This window comes from Acidimicrobiales bacterium (assembly GCA_016794585.1).
Taxonomy (GTDB): Bacteria; Actinomycetota; Acidimicrobiia; order Acidimicrobiales; family DATDAH01; genus JAEUJM01.
Window position 1 is genome coordinate 168,967 of the sequence record JAEUJM010000032.1, and the last position, 16,253, is coordinate 185,219.

A 16,253-nucleotide genomic window follows, 5' to 3' on the forward strand; every position below is an offset into this window, starting at 1 on the left:
GATCAGCGGGAGAGGGCGGCGCTGGGGCCGAGGGCGCCGCGGATGGCGGCGAGGCGCTCGGGCACGACCCGGTACCAGGCCCACTTGCCGCGCTTCTCGCGGGTGAGCAGGCCGGCGTCGACCAGCAGCGACAGGTGGTGCGACACGGTGGGCTGTGAGCGGCCCACGGGCTCGACGAGGTCGCAGGCGCAGGCCTCGCCCGTCTCGGCGGCGGCCACCATCGAGAGCAGGCGGAGGCGGGCGGGGTCGGCCAGCACCTTGAACACGGCGGCGAGCTCGGCGGCGTCGTCCTCGCCCAGCACGCCCTCGGTGACCGGGGCGCAGCACAGGTCGTCGGCATGCACGTCCATGGTGGGCTCCCTTCCTGGAGGAATCTCGCGAACGTATTGACATTCGTCGATGTGTTGCTAAGGTACTCACATCGACGAACTTCGATGAGTCTACCGGAGGTCCCATGTCCCGCCTGCAACTCGCCCTCAACGTCACCGACCTCGAGGCCGCGGTCGCCTTCTACGGCAAGCTCTTCGCCATCGAGCCGGCCAAGCGCAAGCCCGGCTACGCCAACTTCGAGGTGGCCGACCCGCCCCTGAAGCTCGTGCTCTTCGAGGCCGCCGAGGGGGGCACCCTCAACCACCTGGGGGTCGAGACCGAGACCGCCGCCGAGGTCACCGCCGCCGAGGCCCGCCTCAGCGAGACCGGCCTCGAGACCACGGGCGTCGACGACACGACCTGTTGCTTCGCCACCAAGGTGGAGACCTGGGTGACCGACCCCGACGGCGCCCGCTGGGAGTGGTACGTGAAGACCGGCGACGCCGACACCATCGGCGGCGGGGCCGACCCCGCGACCGGCGAGGCCGTGTGCTGCGCCCCCGTCGCCGAGTCGCCCCCCGAGCCCGTGACCCTCGGGGCGTCTGCGGCGACGAACGGCGGGTCCGGCTGCTGCTGAGCTGACCGCGAGCCGCCGTCGCTCACCGGAGGCCGGCGGCTCGGTCGCGTCCGTCGCTCAGGCGGCCGGGACGACGACCCCGGTGTCGGGGACGAGCTCCTCCGCCGGCGGCGGGGGCGGCGGGGAGCCATCGCCGAAGGGGCGGCCCCCCAGCTCGAGGCGCCCGTGCGGCGCCAGCCACCCCGAGACGTCCGGCCCTGCGGGGACGATGCCCGACGGGTTGAGGTCCTGGTGGACGCAGTAGTAGTGCCGCTTGATGTGGTCGAAGTCGATGGTGTCGCCGAAGCCGGGCGTCTGGAAGAGGTCGCGGGCGTAGGCCCACAGCGCCGGCATCTCGCTCAGCTTGTTCCGGTTGCACTTGAAGTGCCCGTGGTACACGGCGTCGAAGCGCACGAGCGTCGTGAACAGTCGGATGTCGGCCTCGGTGAGGGTGTCGCCGACCAGGTAGCGGTGGGTGGTGAGGTGCTCCTCGAGCAGGTCGAGGCGTTCGAAGAGCCGTCGGTAGCTCGCGCCGTAGGCGGCCTGGTCGCCGGCGAAGCCGCACTCGTAGACCCCGTTGTTGACGTCGATGTAGATCGTGGCCATCACCTCGTCGAACTCGTCACGACGGGCTTCCGGGTAGAGGTCCGGCGCGCCCCTCCGGTGGTGGTCGGTCCACTCGGTGGTGAGGTCCAGTGTGAGCTGGGGCACGTCGTTGGTCACGACCTCGCCGGAGGAGACGTCCACGATGGCGGGCACGGTGATGCCCTTGTCGTAGGTCGGGTCCCGCCGCAGGTAGGCCTGCTGGAGGCGCTCGATGCCGAGCACCGGGTCGTAGCCCCCGGGGTAGGTCTCGGAGAAGTCCCAGCTGCGCTCGTCGTGGGTCGGGCCGGCGATGGCCATCGACAGCGCGTCCTCGAGGCCCAGGAGACGCCGCACGATGATGGCGCGGTTGGCCCAGGGGCAGGCTCGGGCCACCACGAGGCGGTAGCGGCCCGCCTCCACCGGGAAGCCGTCGCGTCCGTCGGCGGTGATGCGAGTGGTCAGGTAGGTGGTGTCGCGCTCGTAGGCGCCGCCGTCGGCGACGTAGTTGTCCGGGGTCATGGGGACTCCCTACCCAGCGGGGCCCGGGCAGGCGGCAAGATGGGCCGATGGCGACGATCGTGATGGTGCACGGGGCCTTCAACGAGCTGTGGGGGCCCAACGAGCTCCACCACCGCTGGCTGCCGGCCCTGCGGGACGGGTTGTGGCACGCGGGCGCCGAGATCGCCGCTGACGACGTCGACGTCTGCTTCTACGGCGACCTCTTCCGCCGTGACCCGGAGTCGCCCGACCAGCCCGACGACGCCACCCGCGCCGGAGTGGCCGACATGTTGCAGGAGACCCTCGGCGACGACGGGCTGACCGCCCTCGAACAGGCGGCGGGCAGGGCGACGTTCGACCGCACCGTCGACCTGGTCGTCACCATGACGACCCAGGCGGACCTGCGCGACCGGGTGCAGGCCCGCGTGCGCGACGTCGTCGGCCCCGACACCCGCATCCTCGTCGCCCACTCGCTCGGCACCATCGTGAGCTACCGGGCCCTGTGCCAGAACCCGGACTGGGCCATCGACACGTTCGTCACCCTGGGCTCACCCCTCGGCTCGCCGATGCTGGCCGACCAGATCCTCGAGAAGGGCGACGACGGGCTCGCCGCCTGGCCGGGGTCGGCGCAGCACTGGGTGAACGTGGCCTCGGTGGGGGACCACGCCTGCGCGCAGCCCCGTCTCGCCGAGGTCTTCGGCCCGCGGGTGGTGGACCGCCTCGTGGACAACGGCCACCGGGCCCACGACCCGCAGCCCTACCTGAACAACCCCGCCACCGGCGCAGCGGTGGCCGAGGCATTGGCCCGGGTGCGCGGCGGCGCCTGAGGAAGGCCCGGATTCGGAGGGAACTCCCAGGGCCTCATCAGGCGGCTCCCGGCCGGCGGATCGACGATGGGTCGGTACCCAGCCACCCCCGATCGACCCGATCGCATCCCCAAGGGAGAACGCCATGAACCTCGGAGGCCCCGAGATCGTCATCCTGCTCGCCGTCGTGCTGCTGCTCTTCGGCAGCTCGAAGGTGCCCCAACTCGCTCGCAGCCTGGGCAGCGCCAAGCGCGAGTTCGAGACCGCCCAGAAAGACGGGAGCGACGCGACCCCCACGGAGATCCCCGAGGCCGCGCCGGCCGCGTAGGTGCGCTATCAACGAAGCCTGAATCACGATTCTTGACACACGAATCCTAGAACGTCTTTAATGGCGGCATGCCCACCGCCTCCATCCTGCTCGTCCTCCTCGGCGCCCCCCTCGCCGCTGCGGTCGTCGTGCCCTCGCTCGCCGCCCTTCCGGTCGGTCGCCATCGCCGGGCCGGGGCGAGCCTCACCGCGGCGGCGGCCGCCGCCGCCATGAGCGCCGTGGCAGCGGCCGGGGCGACGGCGGTCGTCGTGGCCGGCGGCGAACCGACGCTGACCTGGGGCGGCACCACCGTCGTCCGCTACGACGCGCTGGCAGCGCTGGTGGTCCCGGTGGTGGCCCTGGTGTCCACCACCGTCCTGCTCTACGCCCGCCGCAACCTCGAGGGGGACGAGCGCGCCCCACGCTTCGCGGCCGCCGCCGGCGCCCTCGTCGGGGGGACCCTCGTGGTCGTCACGGCGGCCACGCTGGCCGTGCTGGTCGCCGGTTGGCTCCTGGCCTCGGTGGCGACCGTCGCCCTGTGCGCCTACCGGGGGACCTCCGTGGCGCGGGCGGCGGCGGGCCGGGCGGCCCGGGCCTTCGCCGTCGGCGACCTCGCCCTCATCGGTGCGCTGGCCACGACCGTCGCCCTCGTCGGCAACCCCGATCTGTCGGACCTGGGCGCCGCGGCGGCCGAGCTCCAGGGGTGGACCCTGCTGGGCCTCGGCCCGGTCACCGTGACCGCCGCGGCGGCGGTGGTCGGGCTCCTCGTGGTGGCGGCACTGGCCCGGGGCGGCCAGCTCCCCTTGCCCCGGTGGCTGCCGGGCACGGTCGCCGCACCCACGCCGGTGTCCGCCCTGCTCCACGCCGGCGCGGTGAACGCCGGGGCCATCGTCCTCATCCGCACGAGCCCGATCGCCGCGGAGGCGCCGGCGACCATGGTGGCCCTGGCGGCCTGCACCCTGGCCACCATCGCGGTGGTCCTCCCGGCGGTGCGCTCCCACGCCGACGTCAAGGGGCAGCTGGCCGAGGCCACCTCGGCGCAGATGGCCTTCATGTTGCTGGCCTGCGCGGTCGGGGCCCCGGTGGTGGCCCTCACCCACCTGGCCGGCCACTCGCTCTACAAGTCGGCCCGGTTCCTCGGCGCCGGCGACACCATCCGCCACGAGGTCTCCCGCCGCCGGTGGCTGCCCGCTCCGACCTCCCTCCACCTCGGGGCGGCTGTGGCCATCGGCGGCGCGGTGGCGGTGGCGTGGGCGGCGGTCAGCGGATGGGCGGGCGCGCCCGCCCCCGAGCGCTGGTTCGTCGGCGCCGCCCTGGTCGCACTGGCAGCACAGGCCACCGGCGCCCTCGCCGGTCGGGGGTGGGCCGTCTCCCCGTCCCTGCTGCTGGTCGCGGTCGGCGCGATCGCCATGGCCGTCGGTGTGGCCCTCGCCGCCGAGCGCCTGGTGGGCCCGGCCCTGTTCCACGCCGACGCCTTCGTCGATCCCCGGCTCGCCCTGCTGGCCCTCGGCGGCCTCGCCGCCGGGACCGCCCTGCTGCGGCGCACCCCCGCAGGGGCGGCCTGGCTGGCCGGCGTCACGCCGGTGGCAGCGACCGCTCCGACCCAGGTCGCGACCTCGCTCGTGTCGGCGTCGACGTCCGTCGGCCCCCGACCGGCGCAGCGAGCCCGGCCCCGTCCTGCCGCCGGCGAACCGGCGTCGGCACCGGCCCTCGAGGGGGCACGGTGAGCGTCGAGGAGACGGTGACGGGGATCGCCGTGACGACCGACGACGCGACCAGTCAGCTGGACACGACGGTCGAGGCGCGGGCCCGGCTACGGGTTGAGATCGCCGAGTCGTCCCGGATCGTGGCGCCGGTCTGGCCCCTCGAGCGCTTCGTGGCGGTCAACCCGCTCCTCGGCCTGCTCGAGGAGGGCTTCGACGGCGCCGTCTCGGACGCTCGTCGGTGGCTCGGCGCCCGGGGCTACCCCGGCGTCCCGGCGCCCTCGCAACGCGTGGGCACGGTGCTGGCGACCGCTGCCCCTGATGTCGCCGAGGCCGTGGCCGGGCTCGTGGCCCGTTGGTGCGCCCTGCTGGTCGATCCCCACGGCACGATGGCCGGGGCGGCGAGCCGCTACGAGGCGTGGCGCCAGGTGGCCCGCCACGACCGGTCGCTCCGGCGGCTCGTCGGCGGCGACCTGGCGGCCTCCGTGGCCGCCCTGCCCGACCGGGCCGACGACGCCGTGCTCACCGCCCTCGATCGACTGGGCATCGAGCCCGAGGGGCGGACCCACGAGCTCAGGGCGCAGCTGGCCCGCCTGCCCGGGTGGGCGGGCTACGCCCGGTGGTGCGACGAGTGGTCCGGTCCGCAGGACCCCACCCCCCGCCTCCACCTCGTCGAGCTGCTCGCCATCGCCCTCAGCACCGATGCGATGGTCGCCGGAGCGGCCGGCGTCGACGCCTCCACCGGGGCGGCGGGCATCGAGCCCGCCACCACCGATGACGTCGACGAGCCGGCGTGCGCGGCGGCGCGAGAAGGGCTCGCTGCCGCCGAGGGCGCCTACCGGGACCACCTCCTCGCGGCCCTCGCCGGTCCCGGGCGACACGGACCCGTCACGCCGGCGGCCCAGGTGGTGTGCTGCATCGACGTGCGCAGCGAGCTGCTGCGCCGCCATCTCGAGGCGGTCGGCCCCTACGACACCCTCGGCTTCGCCGGCTTCTTCGCCACCCCGGTGCGCATCCGCCCGCTGGGCTCGGCGGAGTCGTACCCATCGGCGCCGGTGCTGCTCGACCCCGAGGTCGAGGTCAGGGAGCGACCCGATCCCGACCACCCCGAGAGCGCCGCGGGCGTGGTGCGGTCCCGGGCCCGGCGCGCCGCCGGCGTGGCTGCGGTGGAGGACCTCGGCCACGACGCGGTGGCCATGTACGCACTGGCCGAGACCGCGGGGTGGGTGTTCGGCCCGGCGGCGCTGGCCCGGACGGTGGCGCCCTCGCCTCGTCGGGGACGCGACGCCGCTGCGGTGACCGTGGTGGATCCCGCTGAGGTGCTCGGCCTGGACGAGCGGGCGACCGTGGCCGAGACCGCGCTGCGCACCATGGGCCTCACGGAAGGCTTCGCCCCCGTCGTCCTGCTCTGTGGGCACGGGGCCACGACGGCGGCCAACGCCCACGCCGCCTCGCTCGACTGCGGGGCCTGCGGCGGCAACCACGGGGGACCGAACGCCCGCACCCTGGCCGCCATCTTGAACGACGAAGAGGTCCGCGCCGAACTGCGGGCGCGGGGCGTCACCATCGGCGAGGGCACGTGGTTCGGCGCCGCCGAGCACGACACCACGACCGACGAGGTGGCGCTGCTGGACGCCCACCGCGCCCCGGCCTCCCACCGAGACGCGGTGGACCGCCTCGCCGCCGACCTGGCCATCGCCGGCGAGCGGGCGGCGGCCGAGCGGATGACCCGACTCCCCGGCGGGCTCGGGCGGGACCGCAAGGCCGGGACGGCCACGGCCAAGCGGGCGGCACGGCGGGCCCGTCGCCGCGCCGGCGACTGGGCGCAGACCCGGCCCGAGTGGGGGTTGGCCCGCAACGCCGCCTTCGTGGTCGGTCCCCGGGATCTGACACGGGGCGTGGACCTCGCCGGCCGCACCTTCCTCCACTCCTACGACGCCGCCGCCGACACCGCCGGCGTGGCCCTCGAGACCATCCTCACCGCGCCGATGGTGGTGGCCCACTGGATCAACGCCCAGTACTACTTCTCCACCGTCGACCCCGAGGTCTTCGGGGCGGGTGACAAGGCCCTCCACAACCCCGTGGCGGGCGTCGGCGTCCTCTCCGGCGCCGACGGCGACCTGCAGGTCGGCCTGCCCTGGCAGTCCGTGGCCGGCCCCGACGGCCCGTACCACGAGCCGTTGCGCCTGCTCACCGTGGTCGAGGCGCCCCTCGAGCGCATCGACGCGGTCATCGCCCGCAACCCGATCCTCCAGCACCTCTTCGGGGGCCGGTGGGTGCACCTCGTCGCCCGGTCCGACCCCGACCAGCCGTGGACGCAATGGGCGGACGCGGGGGTCTGGCACGCCGCCCACGTGAGCCGAACGGAGTGCTTCACATGACCACCTCGAACACCGTGGCCCCGCTCCCGTGGCCCGCCCTCACCTCCACCGGGCCCTCGACCACCACGGTCGGCCTGGTCGCTGACGCGTCGGCCCTGGGCCCCGCCCGTCACGCCGCTGATCGACTCGGCCTCGGCCTGACGGTGTTCGACCCGTCCAGGGACGACGGCGGCGACCTGGCCGCCCTCCTGGGCTTCGCGTCCGGGTGCGATGCGGTGAGCGTCGATCCGGCCCTCGTCGGGCCCGACCGCCTACCGCCGGGCCACCTCGACGCCCTCCGTGACGCCGGCCACCGCGTGTGGCCCGACCCCGTGGCCGTTCGCCTCAGCCAGGACCGCGCCTTCGCTCGGAGCGCGCTCGGGCTCGCCGGGTTCCCGGTGACGGCCGGGACCGGTGACGGGGCCGGGGCCGGACGGGCCCGCCTCTCGGTGCTGGTGGCCCGCCGGCCCGCCGGTTGGTGGCGAGCCAGGGTCACCGCACCGGCCGGCGACGGCCCGGTGCTGCGCACCACGACCCTTGCGGAGGCGCGGGCCCTGGCCGTGTCGGTGGCCGACGGACTGGGAGCGGTGGGCGCGCTCGCGGTCGACCTCGCCCTCACCGCGTCCTCGGGCCTGGCGGTCGCCGGCGTGACCGCCGGCCCACGGCCTCCCGTCGCTCGTGGGGTCGATGCCGCGATGGACCACCTGACCGCGCTCCTGGACCGTCCCTTCACCGGGGGCACCGGCGCAGGGCGGGCCCAGGAGGCCGCTGCGGTGGTCGAGCGCCCGTGAGCGGCTCCTCCTCGCTCCTCGACGGCAAGCGCCTGCTCGTCACCGGGGTGGCGACCCCGGACAGCATCGCCACAGCCACGGCACGCGCGTGCCTCGAGCAGGGCGCCCGCATCGTGCTGACCGCCTTCCCCCGCGATATCGAGGCGGCCCGCGCCGTGGCCGCCGACCTCGACCCGACCGTCCCGGTGCTGTCCCTCGACCTCACAGACCGGGGCGAGGCCGACGCGGTAGCGACCCAGGCAGCCGAGCAACTCGGCGGCCTCGACGGGGCGCTGCACGCCGTCGCCTTCGCCCCTCGCACCGCACTGCACGGACCGTTCACCGAGGCCGACCCCGCCGACGTCGAGCTCGCCTTCCGCACCAGCGCGTGGACCCTCGCCGAGCTCGCTCGCGTGCTGGCCGTCCAAGCGCCGCCCTCGGGGGCGTCGCTGGTGGCCCTGGACTTCGACGCCGACGACCGGGCGTGGCCCCTCTACAACTGGATGGGCGTGTGCAAGGCGGCCCTGCGTTCGACCGCCCGCTATCTGGCCCGGGACCTCGGCCCGGCCGGCATCCGGGTGAACCTGGTCGCCGCCGGCCCCCTGCGCACCCGGGCGGGCAGCGCCATCCCCGGCTTCGAACGCCTCCTCGAGGCCTGGGACACCACCAGCGCGCTCCCGTGGGACGCCTCCGACCCGGCGCCCGTGGCCGACACCGCCTGCTTCTTGTTCTCCGACCTCGCCCGGGCAATCACCGCCGAGGTCCTCCACGTCGACGGCGGGTATCACGCAATGGCCACCCGTCTTCGCGACGCCGATCCTCCGTCGGAGGTCGTCCTCTCGACGTGAGTCGGCCTGACGTGGGTCAGCGGGTGGTCCGCTGTGACCGGTCCGTTCACCGGTAGCGGCTCGCCGCCTCCTCGAGCCGTGACGCCACCTCGCGCCGCAGCGCCGGCGGGGCCAGCACCTCGACGTGCGGGCTCAGGGCCAGCACGTCGATGACCGCGGCCTCGACGGTGTCGATGCGGAAGGTCGCCTCGAGCCATCCCTCGTCGTCGGCCGGCACCGCCCGGCGGACCCGCAGCGGCCGGGGCCGGCCGAGCAGGGCGGCCAGGCGCCGGCCCTCGGGCGAGATTCGCACCGCCGCCCGTCGCGCCCGTTCCGACGGCGGCCGAGCGCCCGGTGCGGACGGCCGCGCCGGCGCCGCGGGGAGCTCGGGGCGGTAGCCGTCCAGCAGCTGGAAGCCGCCGGCACGGCCGCGGGTGGCGTACACCGGGACGCCGGCGCCGGAGAGCTCGTCGAGGTCGCGGAGCACGGTGCGCTCGCTCACCTCCAGCTCGCGGGCCAGGTCGCGGGCGGTCATGCGGCCGCGCTCCTGGAGCAGCAGCATCAGGGTCACCAGACGTCCGGCCCGCACGAGGGGGGAGTCTGACAAACCCCGGAAATCATGACAAGAGATGTCAGTTTCACCTCGGTAGGTTTCGGTTCACGGGTGCCGACGGCGGCGCCACCGATCGACAGGAGCACCCATGGCGGACACCGAGGTCGAGGGCAGCGGCACCCCTGAGGATCCCTGGATCCTGCTGACGCCCCCGGGCAAGTCCGAGTTCGAGGCCTACCGCGACCCCGAGGCCGATCCGCCGGCGCTGGTCGTGCAGGTGGGCTCCACTCAGCTTCGCTACCACCTCTCGTGCATCGAGGACCTGCACGCCATGCTCACCAAAGCGGGGGACTGGGTGCCGCTCGGCAACGCCGACGAGCAGAAGCCCGCGGCCGAGGGCACGGTCGAGGCGTGGGGCCGGTCGGACGACAACCCGGTCGGCGGCTGGTACGGCCTGAAGAAGGGACTGCGCGGCCGCTTCGGCAACTACGTGCCACCCGTGCTCGAGGTGCTCGGCCTCGCCGAGGTCGAGCACAACGCCCGCAACAACCGCATGCGGGCCCTCTGACGCAGCGGGTCTCGTCCTGCCAAGGTGGAGGGGTGGGACCCCGGCCGGCGCCAGCCGGAGCGGCTACTTGATGAGCGGGTCGCGGGGCAGGCCGAGGATGCGTTCACCGATCTGGTTGCGCTTGATCTCGGACGTGCCGCCGGCGATGGACATGGCCCGGTGCAACAGCACGAGCATCCCGGACATGGCGCCCTCACCCTCGAGGAAGGCGGCCTCGGGGCCGGCCAGCTCGCTGAGCATGGCCGCCGCCTCGTGGCCGATCTCCGACAGCACCAGCTTGGTGATGGCGCCCTCGGGCCCGGGCTCGCCGCCGCCCTCGACGGCGCGGTGGGCGCTGCGCAGGTTGAGCGCGGCGATGGCCTCGTACTGCGCGAGGTAGCGGCCGATGCGCACCGAGCCGCCGGCGAGGCGCTCGGGGTGGGCGTCGTAGCCGGGGAGGAAGCCGGTGCCGGGCATCATCATCCCGCCCTGGCCGCCGCCGATGCTCACGCTCTCGTTGCCGAGGGTGGCGCGGGCCACGGTCCAGCCGCCGTCGATGGGGCCGACCACGTCGTCGTCGGGGACGAACACGTCGTCGAAGAAGACCTCGTTGAACTCGGAGTTCCCCGTGGGCATCTTCAGGGGGCGGACGGTGACGCCGTCGTCCTCCATGTCGATCACCATGATGGTGATGCCCTCGTGCTTGGGCACGTCGGGGTTGGTGCGCACGGTGGCGAAGCCGTAGCGGGACAGGTGGGCGCCGCTGGTCCAGACCTTCTGGCCGTTGACCAGCCAGCCGCCGTCGACCCGGGTGGCCTTGGTCTTCACGCCGGCGGCGTCCGAGCCGGCGTCGGGCTCGCTGAAGAGCTGGCACCAAATGACCTCCTGGCGCAGTGTCTGGGGGACCCACCGCTGGATCTGGTCGTCGGTGGCGTGCTGGATGATGGTGAGGATCACCCAGCCGGTGATGCCGTAGGCCGGGCGGGTGATGCCCGCCGCCCCCAGCTCCTGCTCGATGACGAGCTGCTCGACGGCACCGGCGTCGCGGCCGAACGGCGCGGGCCAGTGGGGCATCACGTAGCCCGTCTCGATGAGGGCGTCGCGTTGGGCGTCGGCGTCGAGGCCCTTGATGCCCTCGGCGAAGGCGCGCACCTCGTCACGGAAGGCCTCGGCCTCGGGGGGCAGGTCCACCGAGCGGGTGAGGGTGGCGCCGTCGCGGGCGAGGTCGGTGGTGGCCGTGGCGGCCGCCTCGCCGGGGAGGATGGCGGCCATGGCGGTGGCGCGGCGCAGGTAGAGGTGGGCGTCGTGCTCCCAGGTGAAGCCGATGCCGCCGTGCACCTGGATGTTGAGGTTGGCGCACAGGTCGGCGGCCGGGATGGCGAGGGTGGCGGCGATGGCGGCGGCGTAGGCGCGGGCCTGCGGGTCGGCCCCGGGGCCGCAGAGGCGGGAGGCGTCCCACACGGCGGCCGTCGAGAGCTCGGTGGCGACGGCCATGTTGGCGCAGTGGTGCTTCACGCCCTGGAACATGGCGATGGGGCGGCCGAACTGCTGGCGCTCCTTGGCGTACTCGGCGGCCATGAGGGTGCAGGCCCGGGCGATGCCGGTGGCTTCGGCGGCGAGGACCACCCGGGCCAGGTCCACGAGCAGCGCGGCGGCGCCGGCCAGCACGGTGGCGGGCACGCCGTCGAGGCTGATGCGCACGCTGTGGCGGGTGGGGTCGAGGTTGGCGGGGTCCTCGACGGACACCCCGGCGACCCGGGCGCCGTCGCCGCCGGTCAGCTCGACCACGGCCACGTCGTCGCCCACCGCGACCAGCAGGACGTCGGCGAGGCCGCCGCCCAGCACGACGCCGGCTGACCCGGACGCGGTACCGCCGTCCACGGTCACGTCGCCGCCGAGGGCGAAGGCCCCGGTGCGGGTGCCCTCGGCGAGGCCGGGCAGCAGGCGCGCCGCGCTCTCGTCGGGCAGGGCGCCCGCGAGCACCGCGCTGGCCACGACCGTGGGCACGAAGGGCCCGGGGGCGAGGGCGGCGCCGAGCTCCTCGACGACCACCAGCAGCTCGGGAAGGCCGAAGCCCGAGCCGCCGTGCTCCTCGGGGACGTGCAGGCCGGGCCAGCCCAACTGGCAGAGATCGTCCCAGAACGAGGGGCGGGTCTCGTCGGCCCCTTCGAGCAGGGCTCGGCCGGCGGCCAGCGAGCCGTGCTTGGCCAGGAAGTCGGCGGCGGTGTCGGCGAGGGCGCGGTGGTCGGCGGTGATGGCGATCGGCATGACCGCCAGTCTCGCCGCTCCCGCCGGCGCCGTCGTCATCGAGCGGCGACCCCACGGCGCCGGACACCCCTGCCGCCGTTGCGGTACCTACCTGGCTACGCCTGTGTAGCCAACTCGATACCAGAACGAGGACTCTCGCCGCCGGGGCGGCGCCCCGCTGGTCAGCCGCTGGTCGAGCCGACCTCGATGTCGATCAGGTTGTCCTCGTCGCAGTCGAAGCCCTCGTCCGGGGCATAGCGCACGAAGGCGCCGTCCTGGACCTGGAGGATCATCGAGCAGTGGGTGGGGGTGTTGGTCGACGGGTCGGTCGGGGCGTGGAGGCCGCCGCCGGTCCACTCGGTGACCGAGCCGGCCGTGGCGAGCACGCAGGTGCGGGTGAGGGTGCCGGCGTCGTCGCACTGGCGGGCGGCGTCGGCGAAGAGCAGCCATGCCGACACGCTCTGGGCGCCCAGGAGGGCCACCTTGCCGTCGACGGCCTCGATCATGTCGAGGTACTGCTGGGTGGCGGCGTTCTCGCCGGCCTCCTCGAAGGGCACGTAGACGGCACGCACGAAGGTGCCTTCGGCCGCCTCGCCGGCGGCGGCGAGGTACTCGGCGTCGTAGTGGTTGGCCTCCTGGAAGGTGACCTCGGGCTGGTAGCCGATCTCGACCATGGCCTGTTGCAGGAGGGCCAGGTTCTGCGGCTCGCCCACGAAGTAGACCCACTGCACGCCGTCGTCCTCGAGCGCGCTGGCGATGGGTCCCCAGTTGGCCTCTCCCAACAGGTTGTAGGTGAGCTCGGTCACCACGGTGCCGCCCTCGGCCTCGATGGCCTGGCGGCCCTTGTCGGCCTGGAGGCGCAGCGTCTCGAAGTCGCCGTAGAGGATCCCGACGTGCTGGAAGGCCTCGGGGTGCTCCTCGGCGAGGGTCTGCAGGCCGCCGACCTCATAGGTGTCGGAGGTGTTGGGCACCGCCTGCACGACCCGTGACTCCTCGACCACGTCGGGCCCGACCGTCCCGGACTTCTCCGGCGTGACCGCGAAGCCGGCCACGTCGATGAGGCCGCAGGCCGCGCCGGTGGTGGCCCACAGGTTGTCCTGCACCGCGCCGCCGCCGACCATGGCGAACTCCTGGTCGCAGGCCTCGGTCATCTTCGTCTGGTAGTTCTGGATCGCGGCGTCGTACTCGGTGAGCTGGAGCTCGCGCCCGTTGATGCCGCCCTGGTCGTTGCACCAGGCCACGAACGCCTGGCCGGCATCGAAGATCTCCTGGTTCAGGCCCGGCGAGCCCGAGAAGCCGGGGTCGGCGACGGTGCCCACGGCGATGGCGTCGTCGGTGATGCCCTGGGCGTCGCCCTCGGGGGCGTCGGAGGGGTCGGCCGCCGTGGTGGCGGTGCCGTCCGACGCCGCGTCGGCGGACGCCGGCCCGCAGGGGGACGCCATGTTGCCGAAGGTCACGCCTTCCGCCTCACCGCCGCCGGCGGCGGCCGTCGCCGTGGCGTCGCTGCTCGTGTCGGTCCCTCCGGACGCGTCCTCGCCGCGTGACGAGCACGCGGCGCCCAGGAGGGCGAGGGCGGCGAACAGGACGACGAACAGCGAACGGCGGTGAGTCACGGCGGTGGAGCCTAGAGCCGGTTGGTGAACGTCGTATACCTCGGGTATGCGAGTGGACACACGTGTACACCGCTCGTGCACGACTCGGATGGCCACCCAGGTCCGCAGGAGCGGCGCCTGCGGACCCGGGCTCAACCCACCGAGGCAGGCGGCGCGCCGGCCAGCTGTCGGACCGTCGCGAGCTCGACGGGCAGCGACCGCCCACGAGCGAGCAGGACAGCGAACCGGTCGCCGACCCGAGTTTCCAGTGCGGCGCGCTGGACCGCGTGCGGGAACGCCGCCATCGGGTGCAGGGGTGCGCCCAGTGCGTCACACCATTCGTCCACCAGGCCGCTGAGGACCACCGCCTGCTCGTCCTCGCCGCTCAAGGCGAGCGCGTCCGCGATCCGTGCGGTCCGGGCGGCGGCGTGGACGACCGAGTCCACCTCGAGGAAGGCCTCCAGGGCTTCGAGGGACAGCGCCACGGCGTCGTTCGGACGGCCCCGATCGAGGGCCAGGTCGGCGCGTCCTGACGCGACCATGGCCCGCGTCCAGGTACCCGATCTCCCGATGAGGGCCTCGGCCCGGGCGAGGTGCTCCTCCGCCGTGTCGAGGTCGCCGGTCAGGCGCGCGAGGGTGGCCGCCCGCAGCCCGGTGAGGATGATCCACTCCCTTCCCGCTGCGTCCGCTGTCGTCGTGCAGCGCTCGGTCAACTCGGCCGCTGCTGCGATGTCACCGGCGCTGAGCGCGAGGAGCTGCTCGATGCCGAGCGCCTCGGCGAGCCAGGTGGCGTCGCCTGCCTCGGCGGCTCCCGCCACGGCCTGTCGGATGAAGGCGACGGCGCCATCGAGGTCCGCCGCCTCCCAGCGGGCGACCGCCGCGTAGTAGGCGGCGCGGTAGTGGTCGGCCGGAGGGTCGTCTGGGTGGAGGCTCTGGTGGGCCAGCGTGCTCCAGCGCAGCAGATCGGTCACCTGCCCACGGAAGTACCAGAGGGGGCCCATGGCCAGGAGGAGCCGCCGGCCGGTACGGGGGTCCCCACCAGGCCCGAAGCACCAGGCCAGTGCGGTGAGGGCGTCGGGCTCGATGAGCGCGAGCGCGTCGATGTCACGACGTTCCGGCCAGGCATCGATGCCAGGGGACTCGGCCGTCGCTCGATCGGCGACGACCCTGGCGTGACGCGCGCTGAGCTCGGCGTCCTCGCCTTCGTCGACCTGCCGGTCACGAGCGAACTGGCGCACGACCATCAGGAGGTCGTAGCGGCGGGTACGGCCGGCCGCGGGCAGCGTGGCGCGCACGAGGCCCTGGCGCACCAATTCCTGGAGGGCATCCTCGGATCGGCGCTCCTCTCCGGCCAGCGAGGCGAGGAGGGCGGCGTCGAAGCTCGCGGAGAGCGTCCCGGCCACCCGGAGCAGGTGCCGGCACGGAGGGTCGAGGAGGTCGTAGCTCCAGCCGATCGAGCCGGCCGCTGACCCCAGGCGGACGTCTCGGCCCCGGCCGGCGCCGAGGAGCACGCCGCCGCCTCCGTGCAGCCGCTCGACGAGCTCGGTCGGTGTGTGGTCGCGCAGGCGTCGGGCGGCCAGCTCGATGGCGAGCGGCAGGCCGTCGAGCAGGCGACAGAGCTCGACCGCGGCCGGATCGTCGGCGACGCCGGCCAGGCGCGGGTCGACCGCCGAGGCCCGCTCGCCGAGGAGGGCGAGCGCGGGCGGCGCGGCCTCGGGCTCGATCGGGGCTTCGTTGCCGGGCGCGGCGGTGGCAGGGAGCGGGTCGACGGCCAGCGGGTCGAGGGGGAGGCAGTGCTCGCCGTACAGGTCGAGCGGTGTGCGGCTGGTCACGAGGCAGGTCAGGTCCGGGCATCCTTCGAGCAGCACGGCGACGTGGTCCGCGGCATCGAGCACGTGCTCGAAGTTGTCGAGGACCAACAGCGTCGGCGTCCGCCGCAGGGCGTGGGTGGCCAGGGTCGACACGTCGACCGTCGCCGCCGAGGGCGTCGCCACCGTGGCCGCCAGGCGAGCGGAGAACTCGTCGGGACCGCGGATGACGCTGAGGTCCACGAACACCGGAGGCACGTCGAACTTGCGGAGGGCCCGCTCGGCGACCTCGACCGCGAACCGCGTCTTGCCCACCCCCGGTGGCCCGACGACCGTGAGCAGGCGCGCCGGGCCACCGGCGACGGCCAGGCGGTCGAGCGCGTCGGCGATCTCGGCCTCACGTCCGACGATGCGATGCGGAGGGGCCGGGAGGTCGCCTCCGGGGCCGAACACGTCGCCGGCGGCCGGCGTCGTCAGGCGGGCCGGTGACACGACGGCACGGGCGGCGGCGACGAATCGGTCGGCCGACTCGCCGTCGAGCTCGAGGGCCTCGGCGAGGCGCTCGGCCATCACCTTGGACGGCCGGCGCTCGTCCCCCTCGATCTTGCGCACGGTGATGGGTGCACACGCGACGCGTCGGGCCAGTTCGGCCTGCGTGAGGTCGAGGGTGACGCGCCGGCGCCGCACCCACGCTCCGAAGCTCGCCGTCTCCACCCGGACCTCCC

14 protein-coding genes are annotated in these 16,253 nt (G+C 74.4%); 8 read left to right on the plus strand and 6 right to left on the minus strand.

What is annotated here, in order from left to right; translation table 11 throughout:
* Nucleotides 1–2: 2 nt before the first annotated feature.
* Nucleotides 3–350 carry a helix-turn-helix transcriptional regulator gene (locus JNK12_16990; protein ID MBL8777641.1) on the minus strand — a complete coding sequence of 116 codons (348 nt, stop codon included), beginning with the start codon at nucleotides 348–350 and terminating at the stop codon, nucleotides 3–5.
* A gap of 104 nt (nucleotides 351–454) precedes the next feature.
* Here JNK12_16990 and JNK12_16995 point away from each other — a divergent pair, with 104 nt between their 5' ends.
* Nucleotides 455–946 carry a VOC family protein gene (locus JNK12_16995; GenBank protein MBL8777642.1) on the plus strand — a complete coding sequence of 164 codons (492 nt, stop codon included), beginning with the start codon at nucleotides 455–457 and terminating at the stop codon, nucleotides 944–946.
* Nucleotides 947–1,003: 57 nt separating this feature from the next.
* Here JNK12_16995 and JNK12_17000 read toward each other — a convergent pair whose 3' ends face one another.
* A complete protein-coding gene (locus JNK12_17000; GenBank protein ID MBL8777643.1) occupies nucleotides 1,004–2,029 on the minus strand; it encodes a glutathione S-transferase C-terminal domain-containing protein in 1,026 nt (341 codons plus the stop codon).
* 47 nt (nucleotides 2,030–2,076) lie between these two features.
* Between JNK12_17000 and JNK12_17005 the strand changes: the two genes are divergently transcribed.
* The 6 genes from JNK12_17005 to JNK12_17030 all read left to right on the plus strand — a co-directional run bounded on the left by JNK12_17005 (nucleotide 2,077) and on the right by JNK12_17030 (nucleotide 8,802).
* Nucleotides 2,077–2,835, plus strand: a complete 759-nt coding sequence (locus tag JNK12_17005; protein MBL8777644.1) for a hypothetical protein — start codon at nucleotides 2,077–2,079, stop codon at nucleotides 2,833–2,835.
* 124 nt (nucleotides 2,836–2,959) lie between these two features.
* A complete protein-coding gene (tatA, locus tag JNK12_17010; protein ID MBL8777645.1) occupies nucleotides 2,960–3,142 on the plus strand; it encodes a twin-arginine translocase TatA/TatE family subunit in 183 nt (60 codons plus the stop codon).
* A 68-nt stretch (nucleotides 3,143–3,210) separates the two neighbouring features.
* Complete coding sequence (locus JNK12_17015; GenBank protein ID MBL8777646.1) at nucleotides 3,211–4,848, plus strand: hypothetical protein; 1,638 nt, start codon at nucleotides 3,211–3,213, stop codon at nucleotides 4,846–4,848.
* Nucleotides 4,845–7,205: a DUF2309 domain-containing protein gene (locus tag JNK12_17020; protein MBL8777647.1), complete on the plus strand. Its 2,361-nt coding sequence runs from the start codon at nucleotides 4,845–4,847 to the stop codon at nucleotides 7,203–7,205. The genes JNK12_17015 and JNK12_17020 overlap by 4 nt, the downstream gene beginning before the upstream one ends.
* A complete protein-coding gene (locus JNK12_17025; GenBank protein ID MBL8777648.1) occupies nucleotides 7,202–7,975 on the plus strand; it encodes a hypothetical protein in 774 nt (257 codons plus the stop codon). Before JNK12_17020 ends, JNK12_17025 begins: the two co-directional genes overlap by 4 nt.
* Nucleotides 7,972–8,802, plus strand: coding sequence for an SDR family oxidoreductase (locus tag JNK12_17030; GenBank protein MBL8777649.1), 831 nt, complete (start codon nucleotides 7,972–7,974; stop codon nucleotides 8,800–8,802). Before JNK12_17025 ends, JNK12_17030 begins: the two co-directional genes overlap by 4 nt.
* A gap of 46 nt (nucleotides 8,803–8,848) precedes the next feature.
* Here the strand turns inward: JNK12_17030 and JNK12_17035 are convergent, their stop codons facing one another.
* Nucleotides 8,849–9,370, minus strand: coding sequence for an HTH domain-containing protein (locus JNK12_17035; GenBank protein MBL8777650.1), 522 nt, complete (start codon nucleotides 9,368–9,370; stop codon nucleotides 8,849–8,851).
* Nucleotides 9,371–9,482: 112 nt separating this feature from the next.
* Here JNK12_17035 and JNK12_17040 point away from each other — a divergent pair, with 112 nt between their 5' ends.
* Nucleotides 9,483–9,902, plus strand: coding sequence for a hypothetical protein (locus JNK12_17040; protein MBL8777651.1), 420 nt, complete (start codon nucleotides 9,483–9,485; stop codon nucleotides 9,900–9,902).
* A 63-nt stretch (nucleotides 9,903–9,965) separates the two neighbouring features.
* On the opposite strand, the gene JNK12_17045 is transcribed toward JNK12_17040, so the two are convergent.
* The 3 genes from JNK12_17045 to JNK12_17055 form a co-directional block, all read right to left on the minus strand.
* Nucleotides 9,966–12,149: an acyl-CoA dehydrogenase gene (locus JNK12_17045; GenBank protein ID MBL8777652.1), complete on the minus strand. Its 2,184-nt coding sequence runs from the start codon at nucleotides 12,147–12,149 to the stop codon at nucleotides 9,966–9,968.
* 161 nt (nucleotides 12,150–12,310) lie between these two features.
* Nucleotides 12,311–13,741 carry an ABC transporter substrate-binding protein gene (locus JNK12_17050; GenBank protein MBL8777653.1) on the minus strand — a complete coding sequence of 477 codons (1,431 nt, stop codon included), beginning with the start codon at nucleotides 13,739–13,741 and terminating at the stop codon, nucleotides 12,311–12,313.
* Nucleotides 13,742–13,872: 131 nt separating this feature from the next.
* Nucleotides 13,873–16,242: an AAA family ATPase gene (locus JNK12_17055; GenBank protein ID MBL8777654.1), complete on the minus strand. Its 2,370-nt coding sequence runs from the start codon at nucleotides 16,240–16,242 to the stop codon at nucleotides 13,873–13,875.
* Nucleotides 16,243–16,253 lie beyond the last annotated feature (11 nt).